The following is a 23,829-nucleotide window of genomic DNA, read 5'->3' as shown; positions in this document are numbered from 1 at the left end:
TCAGTGCGCGAAGTGCCGTGCTCCCGTCAGGTACAGCGTGATCCCGGCCTCGGCCGCCGCCGCAGTCACCTCGTCGTCGCGCACCGAGCCGCCCGGATGCACAATCGCCTTCACCCCGGCCGCGGTCAGCGTCTGCAGGCCGTCGGGGAACGGGAAGAACGCATCCGAGGCAGCGACCGCACCGGCCACCCGCTCGCCCCCGCGCTCCACCGCCAACCGGGCGGCGTCGACCCGGTTGACCTGGCCCATGCCCACGCCGATGGTGGCGCCGTCGCCCGCGACCACGATCGCGTTGGATTTGACCGCGCGGCAGGCCCGCCAGGCGAAGACCAGGTCGGCGAGGGTGTCCGCATCGGCCGGTTCCCCGGTGGCCAGCGTCCAATTCGCCGGGTTGTCGCCGGCAGCGTCGAGACCGTCGCGGCTCTGCATCAACAGCCCACCGCTGATCTGGCGCCATTCGGTGCCGCCGCCCAGCGGCTCGGAGGCCAACAGCACCCGGATGTTCTTCTTACGCGACAAGATCTCCACGGCCCCGGCCTCGTACGCCGGGGCGATGATCACCTCGGTGAAGATGGTGCTGACGTACTCGGCCATCTCCACGCTGACCTCGGTGTTGGCCGCGATGACTCCGCCGAACGCGCTCAAGGGGTCGCACTCGTGCGCCTTGCGGTGGGCATCGGCCACCGAGGTCGCCGAGACCGCGATGCCGCACGGGTTGGCATGCTTGATGATGGCCACGCACGTCTCTTCGTGATCGAACGCGGCCCGCCACGCGGCGTCCGCATCGGTGAAGTTGTTGTAGGACATCTCTTTTCCGTGCAGCTGCTCGGCCTGAGCCAAGCCCGGCCACGCACCGGCGTCACAGTAGAGAGCGGCCTGCTGGTGCGGGTTCTCGCCGTAGCGCAGCTGCGCAGCGCGGCGGTAGGTGCGTGCGTACCATTCCGGCAGCGCTTGACGCGGCTCTCCGGCCTGTTCGAAGGGTGCCAGCGTCGACGACATCCAGCTGGCGACCGCGACGTCGTATTCGGCGGTGTGCCGAAATGCCAGTGACGCCAAGCGCTTCCGCTCTTCGAGGGTGAAGCCGCCGGCGTTGACCGCGGCCAGCACACCGTCGTAGCCGAGCGGGTCGACCACCACGGCGACGCTGGGATGGTTCTTGGCGGCCGCTCGGATCATCGAGGGCCCGCCGATGTCGATCTGTTCGACGCACTCGTCCTCGCCGGCGCCGGACTCCACGGTCTCGCTGAACGGGTACAGGTTGACCACCACCAGCTCGAACGCTGCGATCTCCAGCTCATCGAGCGCCGCGGCGTGCTCGGGCTTGCGCAGGTCGGCCAGCAGCCCGGCGTGCACCCGGGGATGCAGAGTCTTGACTCGGCCGTCCAGCACCTCGGGGAAGCCAGTCACCTGCTCCACCGGCGTCACTGGAATACCCTTGGCCGCAATGGACTTGGCGGTGGATCCGGTGGAGACGATATCCACACCGGCGGCGTGCAGGCCGGCGGCCAGGTCAACCAGTCCGGTCTTGTCGTAGACGCTGATCAACGCCCGACGAATCGGTCGCTTGCCGTCGGTCATCCTAGGGTTGCCTTTCGTCCATTCCAGGTCACGCCGCCGGTCGCCAATGCGGCCAGTACGTCAACCAGGAGTTTGCGCTCCACCTTCTTGATGCGCTCATGTAATGACTCTTCGTCGTCGCCGTCGAGCACGGCGACCGGTTCTTGGGCCAGCACCGGGCCGGTGTCGGTTCCCGCGTCTACCAGGTGCACGGTGCAGCCGGTGACCTTGACCCCGTAGGCCAACGCCTCGGGCACGGCGTGCGCTCCCGGGAAGGAGGGCAGCAGTGCCGGATGGGTGTTGACGGTGCGTCCCAGAAAACGGGACAGGAAGTGCGAGCCCAGGATTTTCATGAAGCCCGCCGAGACCACCAGATCCGGGCTGTGGGCCGCGGTGGCCTCGGTCAGCGCGAGATCCCATGCTGCTCGGTTCGGATAATCACCCATCCGGACGGTGAATACCGGCAACCCCGCCGCCGTGGCGATCTCCACCGCCCGGCAGTCCCGGTCAGTGCCGACGGCGACCACCCGCGCAGGATAGTCGTCTACCGCCGCGGCCAGCAGCGACTCGAGTAGTGACCCGGTACCCGAAGCCAGCACCACCATTCGGGCGGGGACGCTGGGAGCCACATGGATCGGTTGCACGGTGACTGAGCCTAACGCGGTGATCTCCAGCGCGGCGAAGCCGGGCGCCGAGGTCACCGCCATCGGCGGTGGGGATTGCGGACGTAGCGAAGTTGGGCGCTACACCCGCAAGACCCCGACGATCAGGCGGAGCGCTGTGCTCGATCCCGTGCCACCCGAAGGGCGGCCGCGACGCCGTCGGTCCAGATCTCGACCATGTCCCAGGTGACCTCGGGATGGCCGATCGGCTGGGTCATCTTGCCGAGTTTGCTGACCCTCCCATACGCCAGGTCCTGAAAGTCGGGGTCGTCCAATTCGGGGAACTCGTCGTATTCACTGCAGAATCCCGCGCCCTCCAGCGCGTCGTAGAGCGACTCCGCCAAATCATCGGTCAACCCGATGCTGTGCGACTGGGGCGACGGCTCGATCATCTGCATCCCGGCCTCGACGCCGTCAACCCAGATCAGGACCACCACGTCGAGCACCCGCTCATGACCCGGCGGCAGGATCAGTCTGGTCAGCATTTCGGCCCGCGAGCCGGCCAGCATATGCAGGTTCCGCCGCCCGGGCACGCCAGACGGGCCAGTCTTGCCGGCGGTCTCGGTGCTCACGACGTCGGTCATGTCGTCCCCCTGGAGTTCGGACGGTCGGCACTCCTATCCGATCAGCCCGAGACGACATATATAAGGGACTGAAGTCCTCGATTTAGCGGTCGTATCCGTCGTCGTCGGTGAACATCAGGTCTTCGGGGTCTTCCAGCGGGCCCGGCGGCTGCGTCGGCGCGTGCGACCGGAACGTTCGCGGCAGCTCGGATTCTGGCGTCCAATTCAACTCGCCGCCATCGTTGACCTCGTCTGGCTGGAAGCCCGGTTCGAAGTCGGCGTCGAACAGCTCGTCGGCCTCGAAGGGCTCCCCGACTACTACGAAATCCTCGGGATCGACGTCGGCGATGGGCGCCGAACCCGACTCGGGGACGTCTTCGGGCTCGACGGGCCGCTCCGGGGCGGGTGGCAGCACACGCTGTTCACCGACCACCGCATCAGCCCGGACCCCGCCGATCATCACCACCGTCAGCGCTCCGATCGCGGCGAACCAGCCGAACACCGCGGGACCGAACGTCAGCTGGTCGACCCCGACATCACCGAAGTTGCCCAGCCGTCCCCCACCGGCCAAGCCGAGTACGGCCATCGACACCGCCGCGATGAAGGCCGCCACCGCCACCTTGGCCAGCGCCGGAAACAGCGGTAGTGGCCGGCGGGCGCACTGCTGCCCGACGGCCACTCCGGACGCCGCCCCGATGATCAGCAGCGCCACCCATGCCGGGCCCAGCGGTGGGGCGGGTGCCGCAGCCAGGATCGGCAGCGCGGGGATATCGCCGCCGAGAACGGTGAAGGCGCTGAACAGCGCGGGGCCGATGTGGGCGCTCGAGCCGACCGCCATCGCCGTTGCTCCGACGAGGACATTGGGCACATATAGCACGGCCAGCAGGGTCAGGCTGAGCTGGCCGAAAAATGAATCGGTGATCGCGTAGAGCTCGTGCATGGTCCCCCAGTGCCAGACCAGGGAGAGCACCGTCACCGCCCCGGCCAGGCCGAACAGCGCCAACATGCCGGTGATCGCGGCTCGCACCGAGTCGGCCAGCCAGAAGGGCAGCCGGGTCTCAGCCAGCGCCCGCCGGCCCACCCGCGTCCCCAGTCCCAGCACCGCACCGATCGCATGCACGAAAAACACGTGCGCGAAGGCGCTCAGGGCATGCGGGGTCTGCAGTTCGGTGATGACCGAGGCCGCGTCGTGGATGACCGCCAAGGAGACCGCCGCGATCAACAGTGGTCCACCCACCGCAGAGGCCACGATCCAGCGGATCACGAACCAGGAAGCCCCACGGGCGGTGGCCTGCGCGGTGGTTCGGGCCGTCCCGGCCACCATCAGCAGCACCGGCAGCAGCGGCAGTGCACCCAGGTCACGGCCGCCGATCGAGATCGGCACCTGGTGCACGCCCAGCCACATGCTGGCGATGGCGCCCGAGGCGCCGGTCATGTCGCTGTTGGCGATCAGCAACTGCAGCAGCGTCACCGCTGCGATGACCGTCAATGCCACGACGGACGGCCCGAATGCGACCCGTAGCAGGTCGCGGGTCGGGTTCGAACCTGGTTTGCCGCCGGTCACCGATGTCACGCTGCGAGCACGTTCAACTCGGCGCGCGGGCCCGGGTTAGGGCTGCGCCGGCCCCGACGAGGTGGAGCCGCCCTGCGACTGCTGGCCACCCGTCGAGCTCTGATCCGAACCGGCTGCGCTGTGGCCGCCGGTCGACGCACTCCCCGACCCACCGGACGACGGCGGGTTGTAGGAGGGGAAACCGGTCGGCGGGGTCGGCGGCCCCTGCGGTGCCGCCTGCTGTCCGCCGGAGTTGAAGGCGCCCGTTGAAGGGGAAGCGGGCGCCTGCTGCGCGCCGAAGCCGCCACTGGACGGTGCGGACGGGTAGCTGCCGTACGACGACGGGTAGCCAGGCTGCTGCGGAGCCTGCTGGCCCTGGTGCCCCTGGTGTCCCTGGTGGCCATAACCCTGCTGGCCGGGCTGACCGTAGTAGTTACCGCCCGGCGGCAGGCCGTACTGGGCGTAGGGGTCGTACTTGGGGCGCGGCGCCGGCGCGGTGACCACGCCGGCCTCCAGTAGCAGCGATCCGACCGCGGCGGCGGCCTGCAGGACGCTGAAGGTCAGGATCAGCCACAGGCCCCAGCCGATGGTGTAGCTGCCGCTGGCATCGGCGACGGTCGAAATGGCCAGCAACGCACCCAGTGACGAAACCACGGCGACCACCGCGGTGTAGCTCTTCACCTTGGGCAGCAGGGCCGCACCGGCCAGCAGCGCGGCCAGCACCGCCAGCGGAACGGTGTGGCCGGCGTCGCTGAGGATCAGCGGGTAGTCGACGTCGGTGATCGTCACGATCGGGCCGAAGTTCGCCAAATAGACACCCAGCCCCAACGCAACGACTGCGATTCGGAGGTACTGCGGCACTTTGCTCTCGACTTCGCCACCCGATTTCGCGAACGACGGGGTCGGTTGTCCGTATGAGCCTGATGGTTGAGAAGACTGGAAGCCGGGATTCCCGGGCGAGTAGGTCATGACCTCTCCTGTGCTTGTGGCAGGGCGCTGGTGGGCGGTGCGGCGCGCTTCGACCATCCACGCTAGCGCACTTGCGGACCGACTCGGTGGGTCAACACTGCGCGACAAGGACCCCCCCGTTGCCCGCCGAACAGGAACACGTTCTAATCGGGGCTATGGATTACGGGCTCGTGCTATTCACCAGTGACCGTGGAATCAACCCGGCAGCGGCCGCCAAACTCGCCGATGATCACGGCTTCACCACCTTCTATGTGCCGGAACACACGCATATTCCGGTGAAGCGACAGGCCGCTCACCCGACCACCGGCGACGAGTCACTGCCCGACGACCGTTATATGCGCACCCTGGACCCGTGGGTCAGCCTGGGAGCCGCATGTGCGGTGACCTCGCGAGTGCGGCTGTCGACCGCGGTGGCACTGCCCGTCGAACATGATCCGATCACGCTGGCGAAGTCGATCGCCACCCTGGATCACCTGTCCGGCGGGCGAGTCAGCCTGGGCGTCGGATTCGGATGGAACACTGACGAACTGGCTGACCACGGCGTCCCCGCCGGCCGCCGGCGCACCATGCTTCGGGAGTACCTGGAGGCGATGCGGGCGCTGTGGACTCAGGAGGAAGCGTCCTTCGAAGGCGAGTTCGTGAACTTCGGCCCGAGTTGGGCTTGGCCCAAGCCGGTGCAGTCGCACATTCCGGTGCTGGTCGGTGCGGCCGGGACCGAGAAGAACTTCAAGTGGATCGCCCGCAGTGCCGACGGCTGGATCACCACGCCGCGTGACTTCGACATCGACGCCCCGGTCAAGCTGCTGCAAGACACCTGGGCGGCCGCCGGCCGCGACGGCGCACCGCAGATCGTGGCGCTGGACTTCAAGCCGGTGCCCGAGAAGCTGGCGCACTGGGCCGAGATCGGTGTCACCGAGACTCTGTTCGGTCTGCCCGACAAGTCCGAGTCCGAGGTGGCGGCTTACGTGGAGCGCCTGGCCGCCAAGCTGGGCCTCAGCAGCTAACTACCGCGGCGAGCAACGGTTGCCGTAGTCGAATGCCTGCACCGTCACCGGGGCGCCCAGCGGATCGCCGTCGGACAACAAGGCCACCAGGTCTTCGTCCTCGGTGGTCGCCAGAAATCGGGTGCCGTCGGCGTCGAGTCGGCCAATGATGATCCCGGTCCGGGTGTCCCAGTCATAACGGACGCTGTAGGTCTCGATGGTGGCCGGTCCTTGAGCGCTCTCGGTGACCGGCAGAGCGGGTGCGGTATCGGCCTGCGCCTGCAGTTCGGCGCTGCGATCCGGCGTCCACGGCACCGGGGTGGTCGAGTACACCCCGGCCGCGTACTTGCTCATCATGCCGCCGTTGGCGCCGACGAACGCGAATTGCCCTGGGGCACTTCGCGCTGAGGCGACGGCCTCGGCAATCGCATGCATCGAGTAGTTGTTGCCGGCGCCACCGAAGAAGGGCAGCCCGCCGGTCAGAGTCAGCCCGCGAGGGTCGTCGGCGGACAGGCCGAAGGCATCACAGATGGCGAACACCGGGACCGGGAAGCAACTGTAGAGGTCCATGGCCGCGACGTCGTCGAAGCCGATCCCGGCCATCTCGAGCGCCTCGGTGGTGGCCGTGACGGCGGCCGGGTAGGCGCTCAGGTCAGGCCGCTCCAGCAGCCGCTGGGCACGCTGGTCGGCGTGACCGTGCAGATAGACCCAGCGTTCTTCGGGCACACCCAGCCGGCGGGCGGCCTCGACCGACATCACCAGCACCGCGGCGCCCTGGTTGACCTGGTCGCGCGCCACGAGCAGCCGCGGGTAGGGGTCACAGATCATCCGGTTGCCGGCGCTGATCGTGGCCAGTTCGTCGACCGACCGCTCCACCGGCGAGGCCGAGAACGGGTTCTTGGCGGCGATCTTGGTCATCGGCGCGAACAGCTCCGCCATGGCCTGCAAATAGTCGGCCGTGCTCATGCCCAGCCGGGCACGCCGGGCGTTCTCCAGCAGGCCGTACTGCACCGGCGCACCGGTCAGCCCGTGGATGACGGTGTAGCGCTCGACGAAGTCCTCCAGACCGAACCCCCGGTCTTCGAGCTGCCCGTCGATGGTCTCGGTGAAGTCCGGCTTGTTGTCGGCCTTGGCGAAGTGGCGCAGCGTGGAGGTCGCGTCGGACCCGCACAGCAGCACCACGTCGGCGGTGCCGGCCACGATCTCGGCGGCGAACTCGGTGAGCAGCTTCTGCGGGCCCTGACCGCCCACTTTGTCCAGCACCGCGCGAGCCGGCTCGGCGCCGATCAGGCGCGCAACGGACCGCGGGAAGTTGTTGGACTTACCCAGCGGCGCAGGGGCTTTCGGAATCGAAATCTCAAACTGGCGAGTGGCAACTACGGCGTCGATGGCCGACGCGACCTGCTCTGAGCTCGCCCCGCAGTCGGCCAACGCCGCCTGCGCGGCAGCTGCGGCCAACTCCACCGGGGACATCGCGCGGTAGTCGGCGTCGTCGATACGCTCGGCGGCCTGCCCCACGCCGACGACGATGGGGGTGCGGGGATCGATGCTCATGTGCTCACCCTTCTACGGCGAGCAGACGCAGAGTCGCCCTGCAAGCACCGCTTGCGTGCGACTCTGCGTCTGCTCGCGCCAAGAAACAGCTACAGGCTCTCGAGGATCTGTCGAGCCAGGGCCGCGGTGGCCGACGGGCTCTTGCCCACCTTCACACCGGCGGCCTCCAGGGCCTCCTGCTTGGCGGCCGCGGTGCCCGACGAGCCGGACACGATGGCGCCGGCGTGGCCCATGGTCTTGCCCTCCGGAGCGGTGAAGCCCGCCACATAGCCGACGACCGGCTTGCTGACGTTGGCCTTGATGTAGGCCGCGGCCCGCTCCTCGGCGTCGCCGCCGATCTCGCCGATCATCACGATGACCTTGGTGTTCGGGTCCTTCTCGAACGCCTCGATGGCGTCGATGTGGGTGGTGCCGATCACCGGGTCGCCGCCGATGCCGATGGCGGTGGAGAAACCGAAGTCCCGCAGCTCGTACATCATCTGGTAGGTCAGGGTGCCCGACTTCGACACCAGACCGATCGGGCCGGCGCCACTGATATTGGCCGGCGTGATCCCGACCAGGCACTCGCCGGGGGTGATGATGCCCGGACAGTTCGGCCCAATGATGCGAGTCTTCTGCCCCTTATCGACGTTGTAGGCCCACGCGTAAGCGCTGTCCTGCACGGGAATACCCTCGGTGATGACGACCAACAGCGGGATCTCGGCGTCGATGGCCTCGATCATCGCGTCCTTGGAGAAGGCCGGCGGCACGAAGGCGATCGACACGTCAGCGCCGGTCTCCTTCATGGCCTCGGCGACGCTGCCGAACACCGGCAACTCGACGTCCTTGCCGTCCTTGTCCTTGTGCGACACCGTGGTGCCGGCCTTACGGGCGTTGACACCGCCGACGATCTGGGTGCCGGCGGCCAGCATGCGCGCGGTGTGCTTGGTGGCCTCGGCACCGGTAATGCCTTGGACGATGACCTTGCTGTCCTTGTTGACGAAGATCGACATGACTTAAGCGTCCTTTCCGGCTGCGAAAGCCAGCTCGGCGGCCTTGTCGGCGGCCTCGTCCATGGTGGCGACGACGGTCACCAGCGGGTGGTTGGCCTCGGCCAGGATCGCCCGGCCCTCCTCGACGTTGTTGCCGTCCAGGCGGACCACCAGCGGCTTGGTCGCGGCGTCACCGAGGATGCCCAGCGCCGACACGATGCCGTTGGCCACCGCGTCGCAGGCGGTGATCCCGCCGAACACGTTGACGAACACGCTCTTGACCTGCTTGTCACCCAGGATGACGTCCAGGCCGGCGGCCATCACCTCGGCGGAGGCGCCGCCCCCGATGTCGAGGAAGTTGGCCGGCTTTACGCCGCCGTGCTTCTCACCGGCGTAGGCGGTGACGTCCAGCGTCGACATGACCAGTCCGGCGCCGTTACCGATGATGCCGACCTCACCGTCGAGCTTGACGTAGTTCAGGTCGTGCTCTTTGGCCTTGATCTCCAGCGGGTCGGTGGCGTCCAAGTCGGCGAACTCGGCGTGGCCGGGCTGACGGAACTCGGCGTTGCCGTCCAGGGTGACCTTGCCGTCCAGCGCCAGGATCTGGTCGTCGGGGGTGCGAACCAGCGGGTTGACCTCGACCAGGGTGGCGTCTTCGGCGACGAAGACCTCCCACAGCTTCTGGATGGTCACCGCGGCGGCGTCGAGCACCTCGGCGGGCAGGTGGCCCTGCTCGGCGATCGAGCGGGCGAACGCCAGGTCGACACCCTTGACGGCGTCGACGGGCACCTTGGCCAGCCGCTCCGGCTTGGTGGCGGCGACCTCTTCGATCTCCATGCCGCCCTCGACCGAGCACATGGCCAGGTAGGTGCGGTTGGAGCGGTCCAGCAGGAAGGAGATGTAGTACTCCTCGGCGATGTCGCTCGCTTCGGCCACCAGCAGCTTCTTGACGATGTGGCCCTTGATGTCCAGGCCGAGAATGTTCTGCGCGTGGCTGAACGCGTCGTCCGGGGTCGCGGCGTACTTGACACCGCCGGCCTTGCCGCGGCCACCGGCCTTGACCTGGGCCTTGACCATGACCGGCCGACCGATCTCGGTGGCGATGGCCTTGGCGTCTTCGGCCGTGGTGGTTACTCGACCAGGAGTGGTGGGCACGTTGTGCTTGGCGAACAGTTCTTTCGCCTGATACTCGAAGAGATCCATGGGCTCACTGTCTTATTACGGGTAGCCGGAAGGCCGGCACTGTCGGATTGTGAGAGATTTAGCTCCCGAGGCACTGTATCGACAGTGCGGCGGGGTTCCCTCCTCGCGTACCACTGCTGTGGCACATCTCACCGCCAGAAAAACGTGATTCGTTTCACATTAACGTCGGGATTTGGCCGATAGCTTGCCACGCCCCAGCGGGAGTGGTTACCGTCACCAGGTCCAGGTCTTTATAACGTTCTGATCACGACCAGAGGAATTTCCAGGCTGATGCAGCACGGTGCACCGATGCGTCCGGTTTCCGGTGGGGCTCTCCCCCGACGTCGAAACGGCGCTACGGCAGCTGTGATCCGCCCGTCGGTACCCAACCCCACCGAGGTCACCGACATCATTCCGTTCAACGAGTTCGGCTGGCCCGAGGGTGCGTTCAGCGAAGACACGTTCGACGAGGCGTCCGACGTGCTGCTGGCCCCTGAGCTGGACGACATGACCGACACCGACAACATGCCGGTTCTGCGGTTGGCATTCCCCCGCGGCGGCTACTCGGACAGCTACTACCGTCCGCACGAGGCGGCCCCGCTGCCCCCGCCCCGCGGAAAGCACCGTAGCCAGCCCGCCAGTGCCGTCAAGAGCCGCGTGATGATCGCGGCGATGGCCGCCGGGGCGGCGGCTGCTGCCGCACACGCCGCCACCCACCAGTCCGGCGAGACAGTCGCCCGGCCCGCCGTGCTGGCGGCCAGCAAGACCACGCTGAACGACGGCACCACCACCACGTCCAGCCACGGCTTGCAGATGATCACGGTCAAAGCTGCGGCCAACGCGGTCGTGCACAACGAGGAGCTGGCCAAGGGCGTGGCGTTCGCGCAGGAGCGCGCCGAGCGTGAAGCCCGGCTGCAGCGGCCGCTGTTCGTCGCACCCACCCAGGGCGCGTTCACCTCGAACTTCGGCTACCGCTGGGGCGTGCTGCACGCCGGCATCGACATCGCCAACGCCATCGGCACCCCGATCCTGGCGGCCTCCGACGGCGTGGTGATCGAGTCGGGTCCCAGCGCCGGCTACGGCATGCTGGTCAAGCTGCGCCACTCCGACGGCACCGTGACCCTTTACGGCCACATCAACCGGTCGCTGGTCAGTGTCGGCGAGCGGGTGATGGCGGGCGACCAGATCGCCGAGATGGGCAACCGCGGCTACTCGACCGGCCCGCACCTGCACTTCGAGGTGCTACAGAACGGCACCAACCGGATCGACCCGGCTTCCTGGCTCGCCAAGCGCGGGATCAATTTCGCCTAACCTGGAATGGTGAGCGACCGCCACCATCCACCTACCGGCGCCAGTTCTTCCAGCCCCTCCGCGACCGGTCCGGCCAGTTCTCCCAGCCGCATCATCCGGCGGGCACCCACCGGCGCCATCCCGATCGTCACCAGCTCAGGGCGAATACCGCCGGCCATCCAGCCCAGTCCGGCGGCGTTGCCGGCGCGATTCCCGTCAGCCGGCGTCGCGATCAGTGCCTGCGTGCTCGCCCTGGTCGGCTGCTGGGCCACCTCGGTGGTCTCCACCGACCTGATCGCCAGCTGGTGGCACACCGACCGGCTGTTCTGCGTTGCGGTCGGCTTCTTGAGTCTGGTGTTCGCCGGGACGACGGTATCCGGCGTGATCATGCTGCTGCTACGGCGCCCCGTCGGCCGCTACCTGATCGCGGTCGGAGCGGTGGTTGCCCTGCTGACTTTCGGGAGTCTCTTCCTGGCCGGAGCCCGGGTGCCGGGCATCGTGCACGTCATCCCGGTCATCCAGATCGCCACGGTCGCGACGGCACTGCACCCGGCCACCAGACGCTGGCTGTTCGGCTCCTGAAGCGACCCACTAAAGCTTGGTCACCGGCGCGTGGTTGTGCATCAGCTTGACCCGCCCGGAACTGCCGAAGTCGATCAGCGACGTCGCCGACTCCCCCACTCCGGAGACTTCCTCCACCCGGCCCAGGCCGTACTTGTCGTGCGATACCCGATCCCCGGGCGCCAACACCAGCAGCGGCCGGTTGCCCGACCGGCTCGGTGCCGGGCGCGGCGTACCGAAGCAGCCGGCACCACTGACCGGGGCGCTCGGTGAGGCGGTGACGTCGGTCCGTCGCCAGTCGATGAGCTGCTGCGGGATCTCCCGCAGGAATCGCGACTCCGGGTTCAACATGGGCTGGCCCCACGACGAACGCACCTTGGCCCGGCTCAGGTACAGCCGTTGCCGCGCCCGAGTCAGGCCGACGTAGGCCAGCCGGCGTTCCTCGGACAGCTCGCGGGCGTCCCCCAGCGAGCGCATGTGCGGGAACATGCCGTCCTCCCAGCCGACGACGAACACCACCGGGAACTCCAGCCCCTTGGCGGTGTGCAACGTCATCAGGGTGACCATGCCTGCCCCGTGCTCGGGGATCTCGTCGGTGTCGGCGATCAGCGAGACCCGCTCCAAAAACGCCGCCAGCACACCGACGTCTGGCACGTCCTCCTCCTCGGGGGTGCCATCCTGGTCGGCAAGCGCGTTTGCCCGGTCAATGCTGAATTCGTGTGCGACGCTGACGAGTTCGTTGATGTTGTCCAGGCGGGCCAGATCCTGCGGATCGTTCGAGGCCTCCAGCTCGGTACGGTAGCCGGTGCGGTCCAGCACCAACTCCACCAGACCACCGAGGTCGTCGTCGCCGGTGTTCAGGTGCGCCCGCAACTCCTCGAGCATTGCCACGAAGGCGGCGATCGCGTTCTGCGAACGACTGTTGAGCATCGGCACGCCACCCTCGGCGGCGGCAGCCAGGGCGGCGGCGAATCCGGTGCCAGCGTTCTCCGCGTGCACCGAGACGCAGGCCTCCGCACGATCGCCGATACCGCGGCGCGGGGTGTTGAGGATGCGCCGCAAGCTCACCGCGTCGCCGGGGTTGTCGAGCACCCGCAGGTAGGCGATGATGTCGCGGATCTCTTTGCGTTCGTAGAAGCGCACGCCGCCAACGACTTTGTACGGGATGCCGCTGCGGATGAACACCTCTTCCAGCGACCGCGACGCGTTGTTGGTGCGGTAGAACACCGCGACGTCGCTGTAGTTGATCGCGCCCGCATCGGTCAGCGCGTCGATCTCCTGCGCGACGAACCGTGCCTCGTCGTGTTCGTTGTCGGCGACGTAGCCGACGATCAGCTCGCCGTCACCGGCGTCGGTCCACAGTCGTTTCTCCCGGCGCCCGGAGTTGTAGGCGATCACCGCATTGGCTGCCGAGAGGATGTTCTGAGTGGAGCGGTAGTTCTGTTCCAACAGGATGGTGGTCGCGTCGGGGTAGTCGCGCTCGAAGTCCTCGATGTTGCGGATGGTCGCGCCGCGGAAGGCGTAGATCGACTGATCGGCGTCACCGACCACGCACAGTTCCGCGGGCGGCAGCTCGGCGGCGTCCGCGCCGCCCTGCCCGCCTTCAACGGAATGGCCGGCCAGCTCGCGCACCAACATGTACTGGGCATGGTTGGTGTCCTGATACTCGTCGACCAGGATGTGCCGGAATCGGCGCCGATAGTGCGCGGCGATCTCCGGGAACGCCTGCAGAATCGCGACCGTCTCACCGATCAGGTCGTCGAAGTCCAGCGCGTTGGCCGACCGCAGCCGGCGCTGGTACTCGCCATACACCGCTGCCACCACCCGGCTCAGGTCATCGGAGCTCTCGGTGAGCTCGGCCAGCGCCCGGTCCGGGTCGATCAGTTCGTTCTTCAGGTTGGAAATCGCGTTGGCCAGCAACCGCGGCGAGTGCCGTTTGACGTCCAGGCCCATGTCTCGGCCGATCATCAGCAGCAGCCGCCGCGAATCGTCGGCGTCATAGATCGAGAAATTCGAGTTCAGACCGGGAACCACCGAGGCCTGGTTACGCAGGATCCGCACGCAGGTGGAGTGAAAGGTCGATACCCACATCACCCTGGCCCGGGGTCCGACGAGACTCGACACCCGCTCACGCATCTCGGCGGCGGCCTTGTTGGTGAAGGTGATCGCCAGGATCTGGCCCACCCCGACGTCGCGGGCGGCCAACAGATAGGCGATGCGCCGGGTCAGCACCGCGGTCTTGCCCGAGCCGGCTCCGGCCACGATCAATAGCGGGGAACCCTCGTGCAGCACGGCGCGCCGCTGCTGCGGGTTGAGCCCATCGAGGAGGTGATCGGTCTGCGAAGTGGCGTGCAAGCTCATAGCGTTCCCAACGTACCGCCGCCCGGCGACAGTCTTTGCGCTGGCACTGCCCTTAGTGGCAGACTCGGTTCGTGCTCGACATGCAGCGTCGATTTTTCTACGGGTACCGGTCAGCGGTGCCCGTGGTTTAGCTGCAACGCCAAGCCCCGCGGTCCGCTTCGCCGACCCGGGGCTCGTCTGTTGTGTGAGGCCGGATCGCCGATGGGACCAGAAACCACCAACAGCGAGAACCTGGAGTTTTGATCATGTCTGCCCAACCTCAACAGCTGCCCGACATTGATGAGCTGCGCCACGAGATCGACCGGCTCGATGCTGAGATCTTGGCCGCGGTGAAGCGCCGCACCGAGATCTCACAGGAGATCGGCAAGGCCCGGATGGCGTCCGGCGGCACCCGCCTGGTGCACAGTCGCGAGATGAAGGTGCTCGAGCGCTACAGCGAGCTCGGCCAGGACGGCAAGGACCTGGCGATGTTGTTGCTGCGGCTCGGCCGCGGCCGGCTCGGTCACTAGCCCGCCGCGCTTGCGGCCACGGCTGTAACGTCCGGCGCCGCACCGACGACTGCGACCCGCCGCTAATGTCGGGGTATGAGCCCCGTTTCCCGGATCCCGGACATCTCAACCACCCCGGCCTGGAACGCGTTGCGCAAGCATCACCAGCAGATCGGCGACACCCACCTGCGTGAGTTCTTCGCCGACGATCCCGAACGCGGCACGCGGTTCACCGCCACGGTCGGTGATCTCTACATCGACTACAGCAAGCACCGCATCACCCCCGAGACCGTGCGCCTACTGGTCGATCTGGCCCGAACGGCCGGGCTGGAGGACCGGCGCGACGCAATGTTCGCCGGGGTGCACATCAACACCTCCGAGGATCGGGCGGTGCTGCACACCGCATTGCGGCTGCCCCGCAACGCCGATCTGGACGTCGACGGGCAGGATGTCGTGGCCGACGTCCACGCGGTGCTCGATGCGATGGGCGATTTCACTGACCGGTTGCGCAGCGGCGAATGGACCGGTGCCACTGGCAAACGCATCGAGACCGTGGTCAATATCGGTATCGGCGGCTCGGATCTGGGTCCGGTGATGGTGGACCGCGCGTTACGCCACTATGCCGACGCCGGCATCTCGGCACGGTTCGTCTCCAACGTCGACCCGGCCGACCTGACCGCGAAACTGGCCGGCTTGGATCCGGCCACCACACTTTTCGTCGTCGCCTCCAAGACGTTCTCGACCCTGGAGACGCTGACCAACGCCACTGCGGCGCGCCGCTGGCTCACCGACGCGCTGGGCGACGCGGCCGTGTCCAAGCATTTCGTAGCGGTCTCCACTAACGCTGCGTTGGTAGAGGAGTTCGGCATCGACACCGCGAACATGTTTGGCTTCTGGGACTGGGTCGGCGGTCGGTACTCGGTGGATTCGGCGATCGGACTGTCGGTGATGGCCGTCATCGGCCGGGAGCGTTTCGCGGAGTTCTTGTCTGGCTTCCATATCGTCGACGAGCACTTCCGTACCGCGCCTTTGGAATCCAATGCGCCGGCGCTGCTGGGTCTGATCGGGGTGTGGTACTCCAACTTCTTCGGCGCCCAATCCCGCGCGGTGCTGCCCTACGCCAACGACCTGGACCGCTTCGCCGCCTACCTGCAGCAGCTCACCATGGAATCCAACGGCAAGTCGACCCGCGCCGACGGCACACCGGTCAGCACCGATACCGGTGAAATCTTTTGGGGCGAGCCGGGAACCAACGGCCAGCACGCGTTCTACCAACTGCTGCATCAGGGCACCCGGCTGATACCGGCCGACTTCATCGGCTTCTCCCAACCCGTCGACGACCTGGCCACCGCAGACGGTACCGGGAGCATGCACGACCTGCTGATGAGCAACTTCTTCGCTCAGACCCAGGTGCTGGCGTTCGGCAAGAGCGCCGAGGAGATCTTCGCCGAAGGCGCCCCCGCGGACGTCGTGCCGCACAAGGTCATGCCCGGCAATCGGCCGACAACCTCCATCCTGGCGACCCGACTCACCCCGTCGGCGCTCGGCCAGTTGATCGCCCTCTACGAGCATCAGGTGTTCACCGAGGGGGTGGTGTGGGGCATCGACTCCTTCGACCAGTGGGGCGTGGAGCTGGGCAAAACGCAGGCCAAGGCACTACTGCCGGTGCTTACCGACGACGCCTCCCCACAGCCCCAGACCGACAGTTCCACCGACGCGCTGGTGCGCCGCTACCGGGCGGAGCGGGGCCGGGCATCGTCGTAATTGCGACTGCCGGACGGTGGCTAAGTCGGCCGTTGCTCTCGCCCCTTGGCCCGCAGACTGGGCAGCAGCACGTCGTCGACTACCACACGGACTGTTTTCTGCGTCGGCGGCCGATCGGAAACCAGCGCCCGGAACACCAGGTAGCCCGGCAATAGGTCGTAGATCTCCTGATTGATCGCCGAGGCCTCGATCTCACCGCGCGCCACGGCATCGGCCAGTACGGCGTCCATCACGAGGTTGCGATGCTGGATGAATTTCTGCTGCATCGCCTCCTGCAAGGCGGGGCTGTGAGACATTTCGTTCAGCACTGCGCGCATGGTGCGCATGTGTTCCAGCGCTTGCCCACAGGTCCAGTGGCCGATCTCCAACAAGTCACCCCGCAGCGAGCCGGTATTGGGCGGCGCGGCCGACGCGCGAGTGCCTTCGATGAACGCGGCGAGCACCAGGTCAGCCTTCGTCGGCCAACGCCGGTACATCGTGGCCTTACTGGCCTTGGCCCTGATCGCCACGGCTTCGACGGTGAGTCGGTCGTATCCATGCTCCTGCAACAGCTCCAGCGTGATCGCCAGTAGTTCGGCCTCCCGCTCACTCCACGGGCACCCTGAGTCGTCGCCACGGTCTTGGGAAATCGTCGTCTCCTTACCCACCGCACCGCGGTTGTTTCGCGAGAGCAGCCATTTGCGCAGATGTCAAGCAAGTTGCGATCCATCAGCACGGTACCGTACCGTTCCATGCTACGTGACAATCTCACCGCATCGCATTCGGCGAGATCGTCAGCGCGGCGTCGAAAGGCTTTGGTTTGAGCAAGTTTTCGGTCACCCAATTGGTGCGCCGGCAGTGGGTGGCGCTCGTGGTAGTCGTGGTGGTCGCTCTGGTCGGGTTCAGTGTCGACCGACTACGCGGCATCTTCGGCTCGAACAACGAGGTGTCGAGACCCGGCTCAGAGGCCCTGGAGAACACCGGCTACAACCCCAAACAGGTGTTGTTCGAGGTGTTCGGTTCACCCGGATCGGTCGCCACCATCAACTTCCTGGACATCAACGCTCAGCCTCAGCGCGTCGAAAACATCCCACTGCCGTGGTCGCAGACGCTGACCACCGACGACCCGACGATGTACGCCGACCTTCGCGCACAGGGTGACGGCAACACCATCGGCTGCCGCATCACGGTCAACGGCATCGTCACCGACGAAAGGTCCACCAACCACGTGAACGGATACATCGCGTGCCTGGACAAGACCGCATGAGCGGCCAGCACACCGATACCGCCCACGGTACGTCCGAAGGCACTCTTCCGGCGCGGCTCATCCGGAGGTTGTCCGTACCGATCCTGTTGATCTGGATCGCCATCGCCGCCATCACGAACGCCACCACACCCCAGCTGGAAGTTGTCGGGTGGGAACGCTCGGTCGGAATGAATGCGCCCGACGCGCCGGGCATTCTCGCGATGCGGCACATCGGGCAGGTCTTCGACGAATTCGATTCCGACAGTGCGGCCATGATCGTGCTCGAGGGCGATCAGCCGCTAGGCCCCGAGGCACACACCTACTACGACGGCCTGGTGCGCAAGCTGCAGGCCGACACCGAGCACGTCGAGCACGTCCAGGACTTCTGGGGTGACCCGCTGACCGCCGGCGGCTCACAGAGCAAAGACGGCAAGGCGGCCCTCACCCAGATCTATCTCCGCGGCAACCAGGGCGAGGCGATGTCGAACGAATCCGTCGACGCCGTCCGCAAGATCGTCGACGCCACGCCACCGCCGGCCGGCATCAAGGCCTACGTTACCGGCGCGTCACCGCTGGTGACCGACAACTTCGAGGTCGGCAGCGCCGGCACCAACGAAGTCACCGCCATCACCTTCCTGGTCATCGGCATCATGCTGCTGTTCGTCTACCGCTCGCTGGCCACCATGGCGATCGTCTTGCTGACGGTGGCCATCGAACTGGCGGCGGCCCGCGGCTCCGTGGCGATGCTCGCCCACGCCGGCGTCATCGGGCTGTCCACCTACGCGACGAATCTCTTGACGCTCTTGGCTATTGCGGCCGGCACCGACTATGCGATCTTCGTCGTCGGCCGCTACCAAGAGGCGCGCGGCAAGGGGATGGACCGGATCGCCGCCTACCACGACATGTGGCGCGGCACCGTTCACGTCATGGTCGGATCGGGATTGACCATCGCCGGCGCAGTCGCGTGCATGGGCTTCACCCGCCTCCCCTATTTCCAGACACTCGGGATACCGGCTGCCATCGGTGTTCTCGTGACCTTGGCGGCCGCCCTGACGTTGGGGCCCGCCGTGTTGTTGATCGCCACCCGGTTCGGACTGATGGAACCCAAGGTCGCTCAACGGACGCGGGGTTGGCGCAAGATCGGCACCGCCATCGTGCGCTGGCCCGGGCCGATCCTGGTGGTCACCGGCATGATTGCGCTCATCGGCGTGTTCGCGTTGCCCGGCTACCAGACCAGCTACGACAACCGGCCCTATATCCCGGACAGCGCGCCCGGTGTCGTCGGAATGGAAGCCGCCGAACGCCACTTCACCGAAGCGCGGATCAATCCCGAGTTGGTGATGATCGAGACCGATCACGACATGCGCAACCCGGCCGACATGCTGATACTCGAACGGGTTGCCAAGGCAGTGCTCCACACGCCGGGAGTCGCACTGGTGCAGTCCATCACACGACCGCTCGGAACGCCGATCACCCACAGCTCGATTCCATTCCAGATCAGCGCTTCGAGCGCGAGCCAGATCATGAACCTCGACTACCAGAAGGACAGAGCCAACGATCTGCTGAAGCAGGCCGGCGAGATCGACAACACGATCGCCGTACTCCGCCAACAGCTCGCCCTGCAGCAGCAGAGCGCTGCGGTCACCCATGAACAAACTGAGGCGTTCCACGACACCGTCACGACGATGAACGCGCTGCGCGACAAACTCGCCGATTTCGATGACCAGTTCCGCCCGCTGCGCAACTACTTCTACTGGGAGCCGCACTGCTTCGACATTCCAATGTGTTGGGCGCTGCGGTCAGTGTTCGACTCGCTGGACGGGATCTCGGAGCTGTCCGAGAAGTTCGGCAACATCACCGCCAGTCTCGACAACCTCGACGCCCTGCAACCACAAATGGTGGCACTGTTACCGCCGCAGATCGCGATTCAGGAGCGCAACCGCGACCTGACACTGTCGAATTTTGCGACCACCGGCGGCATCAATACCCAGAGCGAAGAAGCTTTGAACAACGCCACTGCGATGGGCAAGGCGTTCGACGATGCCAAGAACGATGACACTTTCTACTTGCCGCCGGAGGCCTTCGACAACGCTGACTTCAAGCGCGGCCTCAAGCTGTTCTTGTCGCCCGACGGCAAGGCGGCCCGGATGATCGTGACCCATCAGGGCAATCCCGCCAATCCCGAGGCGATTCCGCACATCAACGCCATCAAGGAGTCGGTGTTCGACGCTCTCAAGGCGACACCGATGTCAGACGCCAAGATCTATGTCGCGGGTATCGGCTCGACCAATAAAGACATCCAAGAGGGGATGAAGTACGACCTGCTGATCTCGGCGTTGGCTGCCGTGGCCCTCATTCTGCTGATCATGGTGATTGTGACGCGCAGCCTCGTCGCCGCCTTCGTCATCGTCGGCACCGTCGTGCTCTCGCTGGGGGCATCGGTGGGTTTGTCAGTCCTGGTGTGGCAGTACATCTTCGGGATTCACCTGTTTTGGGTCGTGGTGCCGCTCGCGATCATCTTGCTGCTCGCGGTGGGAGCGGACTACAACCTGCTGTTGGTGTCCCGTTTCAAGGAGGAGATGCACGCGGGCCTCAACACCGCCATCATCCGGTCGATGGGCGGCACCGGTTCGGTCGTCACCGCCGCCGGTCTGGTGTTCTCGGCGACCATGGCAGCCTTCATCTTCAGCCCCTTGGTGATCCTCGGGCAGATCGGCACAACCATCGGCCTGGGACTGTTGTTCGACACCTTGATCGTGCGGTCGTTCATGACGCCGTCGATCGCGGCATTGCTGGGCAAGTGGTTCTGGTGGCCGCAGCTGGTGCGCCAGCGTCCGGTTCCCGCGAAGTGGCCTGAACCCGTCCAGCCGCAGCCCGAGGAGGTTTTGGCGTGAAGCTTGCAGTCCACCTCGTCATCGCCATGGCAGCCCTGTTCGGCGCCGTGACCACCGCCGGTGTCGTCGCCGCCGACGCCACCGACGACTACCCGATACCCAGCCGGATCCTGCGCACTTCCTGTTCGGCCGAACAGATCATGGCCGCAGCCCGAGATGTCGCGCCGGTCTACTACGAGCGCTACATGATCGACTACCACAACAAACCCGCCGCCGAGCAGCAAGGCGCCCAAGACCGCATCCACTGGTTCTTCGACATGGACTACGCCGGCCGCCGCCAATATTCCGAGGACACCGCCACCAACGCCTTTTTCGAAACCATGTCGTGGCGCTGGCCCAACTGGGCCAAGCTGTTCTTCAACAACAAAGGCGTGGCCGCCCGCACCACCGACATCTGCATGAACTACCCGGCAGGCGACATGTCGGTCTGGGACTGGAAGTAGCCACGGCCTTCGGTATTTCCCTCACGCTGACTTTTTGCCGCCGGGCGTCGATGTCGGCCCTGTTGACGTGCGACAGATTGCAATCCGGCCGGAAAACCTATCGCGGCACGACCAAGATTTCGCCGTCCAGGTTTCCTTAAGCTACGCGCCATGCAGATGCCATCCCGTGTCGGGCCAAGCGCCGCAGGGGCGTTCGGCCGCCACCGCGGTGTCCTCGCGCGCTTTCTGCACTGCTGTCGCTGACTCTCGCGCCACTTGCGAATCCTCGGTAGTCACTTTCGGTGACCGGTACCGAACATCTCGGGCATTGGAAGGCCAGCATGCATTCTTCTTTCGGGTCCACCCGATGACTGTCACGACTCCACTCGAGCCGGCTCCACGCGTCCAAAACCACCCGGAGGCCGCCGACGCCCCCGCTGCCCTGCCCGCCACCCCGAGCCGGTCCATCGTCACGCCGCTGCGCATCGGCGTGACCACGCTGTGGCTGTCGGTGATCGTGCTGCTGCCGCTGGTCGCCATCGCGTGGCAGGCCGGCGGCAGGGGCTGGCACGGCTTCCGGCTGGCCGTCACCTCGCACGCGGCACTTGAATCATTCCGCGTAACACTGACGATCTCGATCTTGGTCACCGTGCTCGACGTGGTGTTCGGCCTGGCGACCGCTTGGGTGTTGGTGCGCGACGACTTCGTCGGGAAAGGAGTGATCGATGCGCTGATCGATCTACCGTTCGCGCTGCCCACGATTGTCACCAGCTTGGTGATGCTCGCCCTGTATGGCAACTCCAGTCCGATCGGCATTCATCTGCAGCACACTCCACCTGGTGTCGCGATGGCACTGGCTTTCGTCACGTTGCCACTGGTGGTCCGTGCCGTCCAGCCGGTGCTGATGGAGATCGACAGGGATGTCGAGGAGGCGGCCGCGGCACTCGGCGCAACGCGCCTGGTCACCTTCAAGACGGTCGTGCTGCCGTCGTTGCAGCCGGTGTTGTTGACCGGTGCCGGCCTTGCGTTTTCGCGGTGCGTCGCCGAGTTCGGCTCGATCGTGACGATCGGCGGTGCCGTGCCGGGCAAGACCGAGGTGTCGTCACAGTGGATTCGCTCGCTGGTCGAGAACGACGACCACACCAGCGCGGCGGCGATATCGATCGTGTTGTTGGCGATCTCGTTCGCCGTGCTGGTACTCCTGCGGACGGTGGGTGGGCGCGCGGCCAAGCGCGAGGAGGAGGACGAGTGACGGCGCGGCTGGAGAAGCGACACTTCCTGCGCTTCACCGTCTTGACCTATGTCGGCGTCATGCTGATCGTTCCGGTGTCGGTGATTCTCTACCGAACGTTTGAGCACGGATTGGGCCAATTTTGGGCATGGATCAGCACCCCTGCGGCGATCTCGGCGCTGAAGTTGTCGCTGCTACTAGTGATCATCGTGGTGCCACTGAACGCTTTGTTCGGCATTTCGACGTCGATCCTCTTGGTGCGCAACAAATTCCGGGGTCGATCAATCCTTCAGGCGATTCTGGACCTGCCGTTCGCGGTCTCGCCGATCATCGTCGGGGTTGCTCTGATCGCACTGTGGGGGTCGTCGGGGGCGCTGGGCTTCATCGAGAACAACCTGGGATTCAAGATCATCTTCGGGCTGCCCGGGATGGTGCTGGCCAGCATTTTCGTCACGCTGCCGTTCGTGGTGCGCGAGGTCCAGCCGGTGCTTGTGGAGATCGGAATCGAACAGGAGCAGGCCGCAGCAACGCTGGGTTCCAATGCGTGGCAGACGCTTTGGCGTGTCACGTTGCCATCGATCCGGTGGGGACTGACCTACGGCGTGGTGTTGACCACGGCCCGCACACTCGGCGAGTTCGGCGCTGTCAGCATGGTGTCATCGAACCTGCCGGGACACTCGCAGACGCTGACCCTGTTGGTCAACGATCGCTACCACCGTGGGGCCGAGTACGGCGCCTACGCGGTGTCCACGCTGCTGATGGGGGTGGCCGTGGCGTTCTTGATCGCCAAGGCGGTGCTGCTGATCTACCGCCGGCGAGCCAAAGCCCTGGAGTGGATGACCCGCGGACCCGAGCCGGAACCGCTTAGGCGAAGCGCTTGGTGTACTGCGGCGGCAAGCAGCGCAGCAGCCATACCAGCGGGGCCCATGGCCAGGACGGGACGACGGCTCGGCCGGTTTCGCGTTCGATGGCACGCACCATGGCCTTGACCCCTGATTCGTTGTCCACCATCAACATGGTGGACGCCGATTTGGCGGTCATCTCCGATTCGATGTAGCCCGGTTCCAGCACGGTCACTTTGATCGGTCCGCGCGAGTACTCCGCACGCAGCGACTCCCCCAGCGACGTCACCCCGGCCTTGCTGGCGGCGTATGCGGCCTTGACGCCCGGAACGCCCTTGTTGCCCAACACCGATGAGATCAGCACCAGGTGGCCAGTGCCCGCAGATTTGAACATCTCGAGGGCAGTCTCGATCTGCACCAGCGCGGCGACCAAGTTCGTTTCAATAGTCGCCTTGTTGGCCCACAGCTTGCCGGACCCGAGCGGGGCGCCCTTGCCGATACCGGCATTGACGATCACCCGGTCGATTCCGCCCAACTCGGCGGCGAATCGGTTGAACACCGTCGGAATTTCGTCGTGGTCATTCACGTCGAGTGTCGCTACCGCAACGGTGATTCCCGGGAACTTCTCCGTCAGTTCGGCTTTCAGTTCATCAAGCCGGTCCGTCCGGCGGGCGCACAGAGCCAGGTCACGGCCCCGCGCAGCAAAAGCGCGAGCCATGCCGGCGCCCAGCCCGGAACTGGCACCAGTGATGAGGATT

20 protein-coding genes and 1 pseudogene are annotated in these 23,829 nt (G+C 66.2%); 10 read left to right on the top strand and 11 right to left on the bottom strand.

Annotated features, from left to right (window positions below):
- The 5 genes from purH to NM962_20280 form a co-directional block, all read right to left on the bottom strand.
- Nucleotides 1-1,578 carry a bifunctional phosphoribosylaminoimidazolecarboxamide formyltransferase/IMP cyclohydrolase gene (purH, locus tag NM962_20300; GenBank protein ID UVO12200.1) on the bottom strand — a complete coding sequence of 526 codons (1,578 nt, stop codon included), beginning with the start codon at nucleotides 1,576-1,578 and terminating at the stop codon, nucleotides 1-3.
- On the bottom strand, nucleotides 1,575-2,162 hold the full coding sequence (gene purN / locus NM962_20295; GenBank protein UVO14854.1) for a phosphoribosylglycinamide formyltransferase: 588 nt from the start codon (nucleotides 2,160-2,162) through the stop codon (nucleotides 1,575-1,577). Before purN ends, purH begins: the two co-directional genes overlap by 4 nt.
- 161 nt (nucleotides 2,163-2,323) lie before the next feature.
- Nucleotides 2,324-2,803 (bottom strand): hypothetical protein, encoded by a 480-nt coding sequence (locus NM962_20290; protein UVO12199.1) that lies wholly within the window; start codon nucleotides 2,801-2,803, stop codon nucleotides 2,324-2,326.
- 82 nt (nucleotides 2,804-2,885) lie between these two features.
- Nucleotides 2,886-4,346 (bottom strand): DUF6350 family protein, encoded by a 1,461-nt coding sequence (locus tag NM962_20285; protein UVO14853.1) that lies wholly within the window; start codon nucleotides 4,344-4,346, stop codon nucleotides 2,886-2,888.
- Between the two features lie 45 nt (nucleotides 4,347-4,391).
- Entirely contained in the window at nucleotides 4,392-5,303 is a 912-nt protein-coding gene (locus tag NM962_20280) for a DUF5336 domain-containing protein (GenBank protein ID UVO12198.1), read from the bottom strand.
- Nucleotides 5,304-5,458: 155 nt separating this feature from the next.
- On the opposite strand from NM962_20280, the gene NM962_20275 reads away from it, so the two are divergent.
- Nucleotides 5,459-6,307, top strand: a complete 849-nt coding sequence (locus NM962_20275) for an LLM class F420-dependent oxidoreductase (protein ID UVO12197.1) — start codon at nucleotides 5,459-5,461, stop codon at nucleotides 6,305-6,307.
- Here the strand turns inward: NM962_20275 and NM962_20270 are convergent, their stop codons facing one another.
- From NM962_20270 to sucC, 3 genes are all read right to left on the bottom strand, one after another.
- Nucleotides 6,308-7,840 carry an acetyl-CoA acetyltransferase gene (locus NM962_20270; protein UVO12196.1) on the bottom strand — a complete coding sequence of 511 codons (1,533 nt, stop codon included), beginning with the start codon at nucleotides 7,838-7,840 and terminating at the stop codon, nucleotides 6,308-6,310.
- Between the two features lie 89 nt (nucleotides 7,841-7,929).
- Nucleotides 7,930-8,832: a succinate--CoA ligase subunit alpha gene (gene sucD / locus NM962_20265; protein ID UVO12195.1), complete on the bottom strand. Its 903-nt coding sequence runs from the start codon at nucleotides 8,830-8,832 to the stop codon at nucleotides 7,930-7,932.
- A gap of 3 nt (nucleotides 8,833-8,835) precedes the next feature.
- Nucleotides 8,836-10,014: an ADP-forming succinate--CoA ligase subunit beta gene (gene sucC, locus NM962_20260; protein UVO12194.1), complete on the bottom strand. Its 1,179-nt coding sequence runs from the start codon at nucleotides 10,012-10,014 to the stop codon at nucleotides 8,836-8,838.
- A 288-nt stretch (nucleotides 10,015-10,302) separates the two neighbouring features.
- On the opposite strand from sucC, the gene NM962_20255 reads away from it, so the two are divergent.
- Together NM962_20255 and NM962_20250 are read left to right on the top strand one after the other, a co-directional pair.
- Nucleotides 10,303-11,304 (top strand): M23 family metallopeptidase, encoded by a 1,002-nt coding sequence (locus tag NM962_20255; protein UVO12193.1) that lies wholly within the window; start codon nucleotides 10,303-10,305, stop codon nucleotides 11,302-11,304.
- 9 nt (nucleotides 11,305-11,313) lie between these two features.
- Nucleotides 11,314-11,865, top strand: a complete 552-nt coding sequence (locus NM962_20250) for a hypothetical protein (protein UVO12192.1) — start codon at nucleotides 11,314-11,316, stop codon at nucleotides 11,863-11,865.
- Between the two features lie 9 nt (nucleotides 11,866-11,874).
- Here NM962_20250 and pcrA read toward each other — a convergent pair whose 3' ends face one another.
- Nucleotides 11,875-14,205, bottom strand: a complete 2,331-nt coding sequence (gene pcrA, locus NM962_20245; protein ID UVO12191.1) for a DNA helicase PcrA — start codon at nucleotides 14,203-14,205, stop codon at nucleotides 11,875-11,877.
- A gap of 245 nt (nucleotides 14,206-14,450) precedes the next feature.
- Here pcrA and NM962_20240 point away from each other — a divergent pair, with 245 nt between their 5' ends.
- Nucleotides 14,451-14,714, top strand: a complete 264-nt coding sequence (locus NM962_20240; GenBank protein UVO12190.1) for a chorismate mutase — start codon at nucleotides 14,451-14,453, stop codon at nucleotides 14,712-14,714.
- A 75-nt stretch (nucleotides 14,715-14,789) separates the two neighbouring features.
- On the top strand, nucleotides 14,790-16,457 hold the full coding sequence (gene pgi / locus NM962_20235; protein UVO12189.1) for a glucose-6-phosphate isomerase: 1,668 nt from the start codon (nucleotides 14,790-14,792) through the stop codon (nucleotides 16,455-16,457).
- 20 nt (nucleotides 16,458-16,477) lie between these two features.
- Here pgi and NM962_20230 read toward each other — a convergent pair whose 3' ends face one another.
- Nucleotides 16,478-17,104: a TetR/AcrR family transcriptional regulator gene (locus NM962_20230; GenBank protein ID UVO12188.1), complete on the bottom strand. Its 627-nt coding sequence runs from the start codon at nucleotides 17,102-17,104 to the stop codon at nucleotides 16,478-16,480.
- Nucleotides 17,105-17,256: 152 nt separating this feature from the next.
- Here NM962_20230 and NM962_20225 point away from each other — a divergent pair, with 152 nt between their 5' ends.
- The 5 genes from NM962_20225 to cysW all read left to right on the top strand — a co-directional run bounded on the left by NM962_20225 (nucleotide 17,257) and on the right by cysW (nucleotide 23,218).
- On the top strand, nucleotides 17,257-17,703 hold the full coding sequence (locus tag NM962_20225; GenBank protein UVO12187.1) for an MmpS family protein: 447 nt from the start codon (nucleotides 17,257-17,259) through the stop codon (nucleotides 17,701-17,703).
- Nucleotides 17,700-20,576, top strand: a complete 2,877-nt coding sequence (locus NM962_20220; protein ID UVO14852.1) for an RND family transporter — start codon at nucleotides 17,700-17,702, stop codon at nucleotides 20,574-20,576. Before NM962_20225 ends, NM962_20220 begins: the two co-directional genes overlap by 4 nt.
- 26 nt (nucleotides 20,577-20,602) lie before the next feature.
- Entirely contained in the window at nucleotides 20,603-21,019 is a 417-nt protein-coding gene (locus tag NM962_20215) for a DUF5078 domain-containing protein (protein ID UVO14851.1), read from the top strand.
- A gap of 346 nt (nucleotides 21,020-21,365) precedes the next feature.
- Nucleotides 21,366-22,250, top strand: a complete 885-nt coding sequence (locus tag NM962_20210) for an ABC transporter permease (protein ID UVO12186.1) — start codon at nucleotides 21,366-21,368, stop codon at nucleotides 22,248-22,250.
- Nucleotides 22,247-23,218, top strand: a complete 972-nt coding sequence (gene cysW, locus NM962_20205) for a sulfate ABC transporter permease subunit CysW (GenBank protein UVO12185.1) — start codon at nucleotides 22,247-22,249, stop codon at nucleotides 23,216-23,218. The genes NM962_20210 and cysW overlap by 4 nt, the downstream gene beginning before the upstream one ends.
- On the opposite strand, the pseudogene NM962_20200 reads toward cysW, so the two are convergent.
- Nucleotides 23,160-23,789: pseudogene (locus NM962_20200) on the bottom strand (SDR family oxidoreductase). The gene cysW and the pseudogene NM962_20200 sit on opposite strands and share 59 nt — an antisense overlap.
- Between the last annotated feature and the right edge of the window lie 40 nt (nucleotides 23,790-23,829).

Source organism: Mycobacterium sp. SVM_VP21 (genome assembly GCA_024758765.1).
Lineage (GTDB): Bacteria > Actinomycetota > Actinomycetes > Mycobacteriales > Mycobacteriaceae > Mycobacterium > Mycobacterium heraklionense_C.
This window is presented reverse-complemented; position numbering and strand designations above follow the sequence as displayed.

Coding starts and splice junctions, on each gene's coding strand:
- NM962_20275 (UVO12197.1), top strand. CDS start 5,459: ATGGATTACGGGCTCGTGCTATTCACCAGTGACCGTGGAATCAACCCG.
- NM962_20215 (UVO14851.1), top strand. CDS start 20,603: ATGGCAGCCCTGTTCGGCGCCGTGACCACCGCCGGTGTCGTCGCCGCC.
- NM962_20280 (UVO12198.1), bottom strand. CDS start 5,303: ATGACCTACTCGCCCGGGAATCCCGGCTTCCAGTCTTCTCAACCATCA.
- NM962_20290 (UVO12199.1), bottom strand. CDS start 2,803: ATGACCGACGTCGTGAGCACCGAGACCGCCGGCAAGACTGGCCCGTCT.
- sucD (UVO12195.1), bottom strand. CDS start 8,832: ATGTCGATCTTCGTCAACAAGGACAGCAAGGTCATCGTCCAAGGCATT.
- NM962_20255 (UVO12193.1), top strand. CDS start 10,303: ATGCGTCCGGTTTCCGGTGGGGCTCTCCCCCGACGTCGAAACGGCGCT.
- NM962_20240 (UVO12190.1), top strand. CDS start 14,451: ATGTCTGCCCAACCTCAACAGCTGCCCGACATTGATGAGCTGCGCCAC.
- sucC (UVO12194.1), bottom strand. CDS start 10,014: ATGGATCTCTTCGAGTATCAGGCGAAAGAACTGTTCGCCAAGCACAAC.
- purN (UVO14854.1), bottom strand. CDS start 2,162: ATGGTGGTGCTGGCTTCGGGTACCGGGTCACTACTCGAGTCGCTGCTG.
- NM962_20210 (UVO12186.1), top strand. CDS start 21,366: ATGACTGTCACGACTCCACTCGAGCCGGCTCCACGCGTCCAAAACCAC.
- NM962_20270 (UVO12196.1), bottom strand. CDS start 7,840: ATGAGCATCGATCCCCGCACCCCCATCGTCGTCGGCGTGGGGCAGGCC.
- purH (UVO12200.1), bottom strand. CDS start 1,578: ATGACCGACGGCAAGCGACCGATTCGTCGGGCGTTGATCAGCGTCTAC.
- NM962_20220 (UVO14852.1), top strand. CDS start 17,700: ATGAGCGGCCAGCACACCGATACCGCCCACGGTACGTCCGAAGGCACT.
- pgi (UVO12189.1), top strand. CDS start 14,790: ATGAGCCCCGTTTCCCGGATCCCGGACATCTCAACCACCCCGGCCTGG.
- pcrA (UVO12191.1), bottom strand. CDS start 14,205: ATGAGCTTGCACGCCACTTCGCAGACCGATCACCTCCTCGATGGGCTC.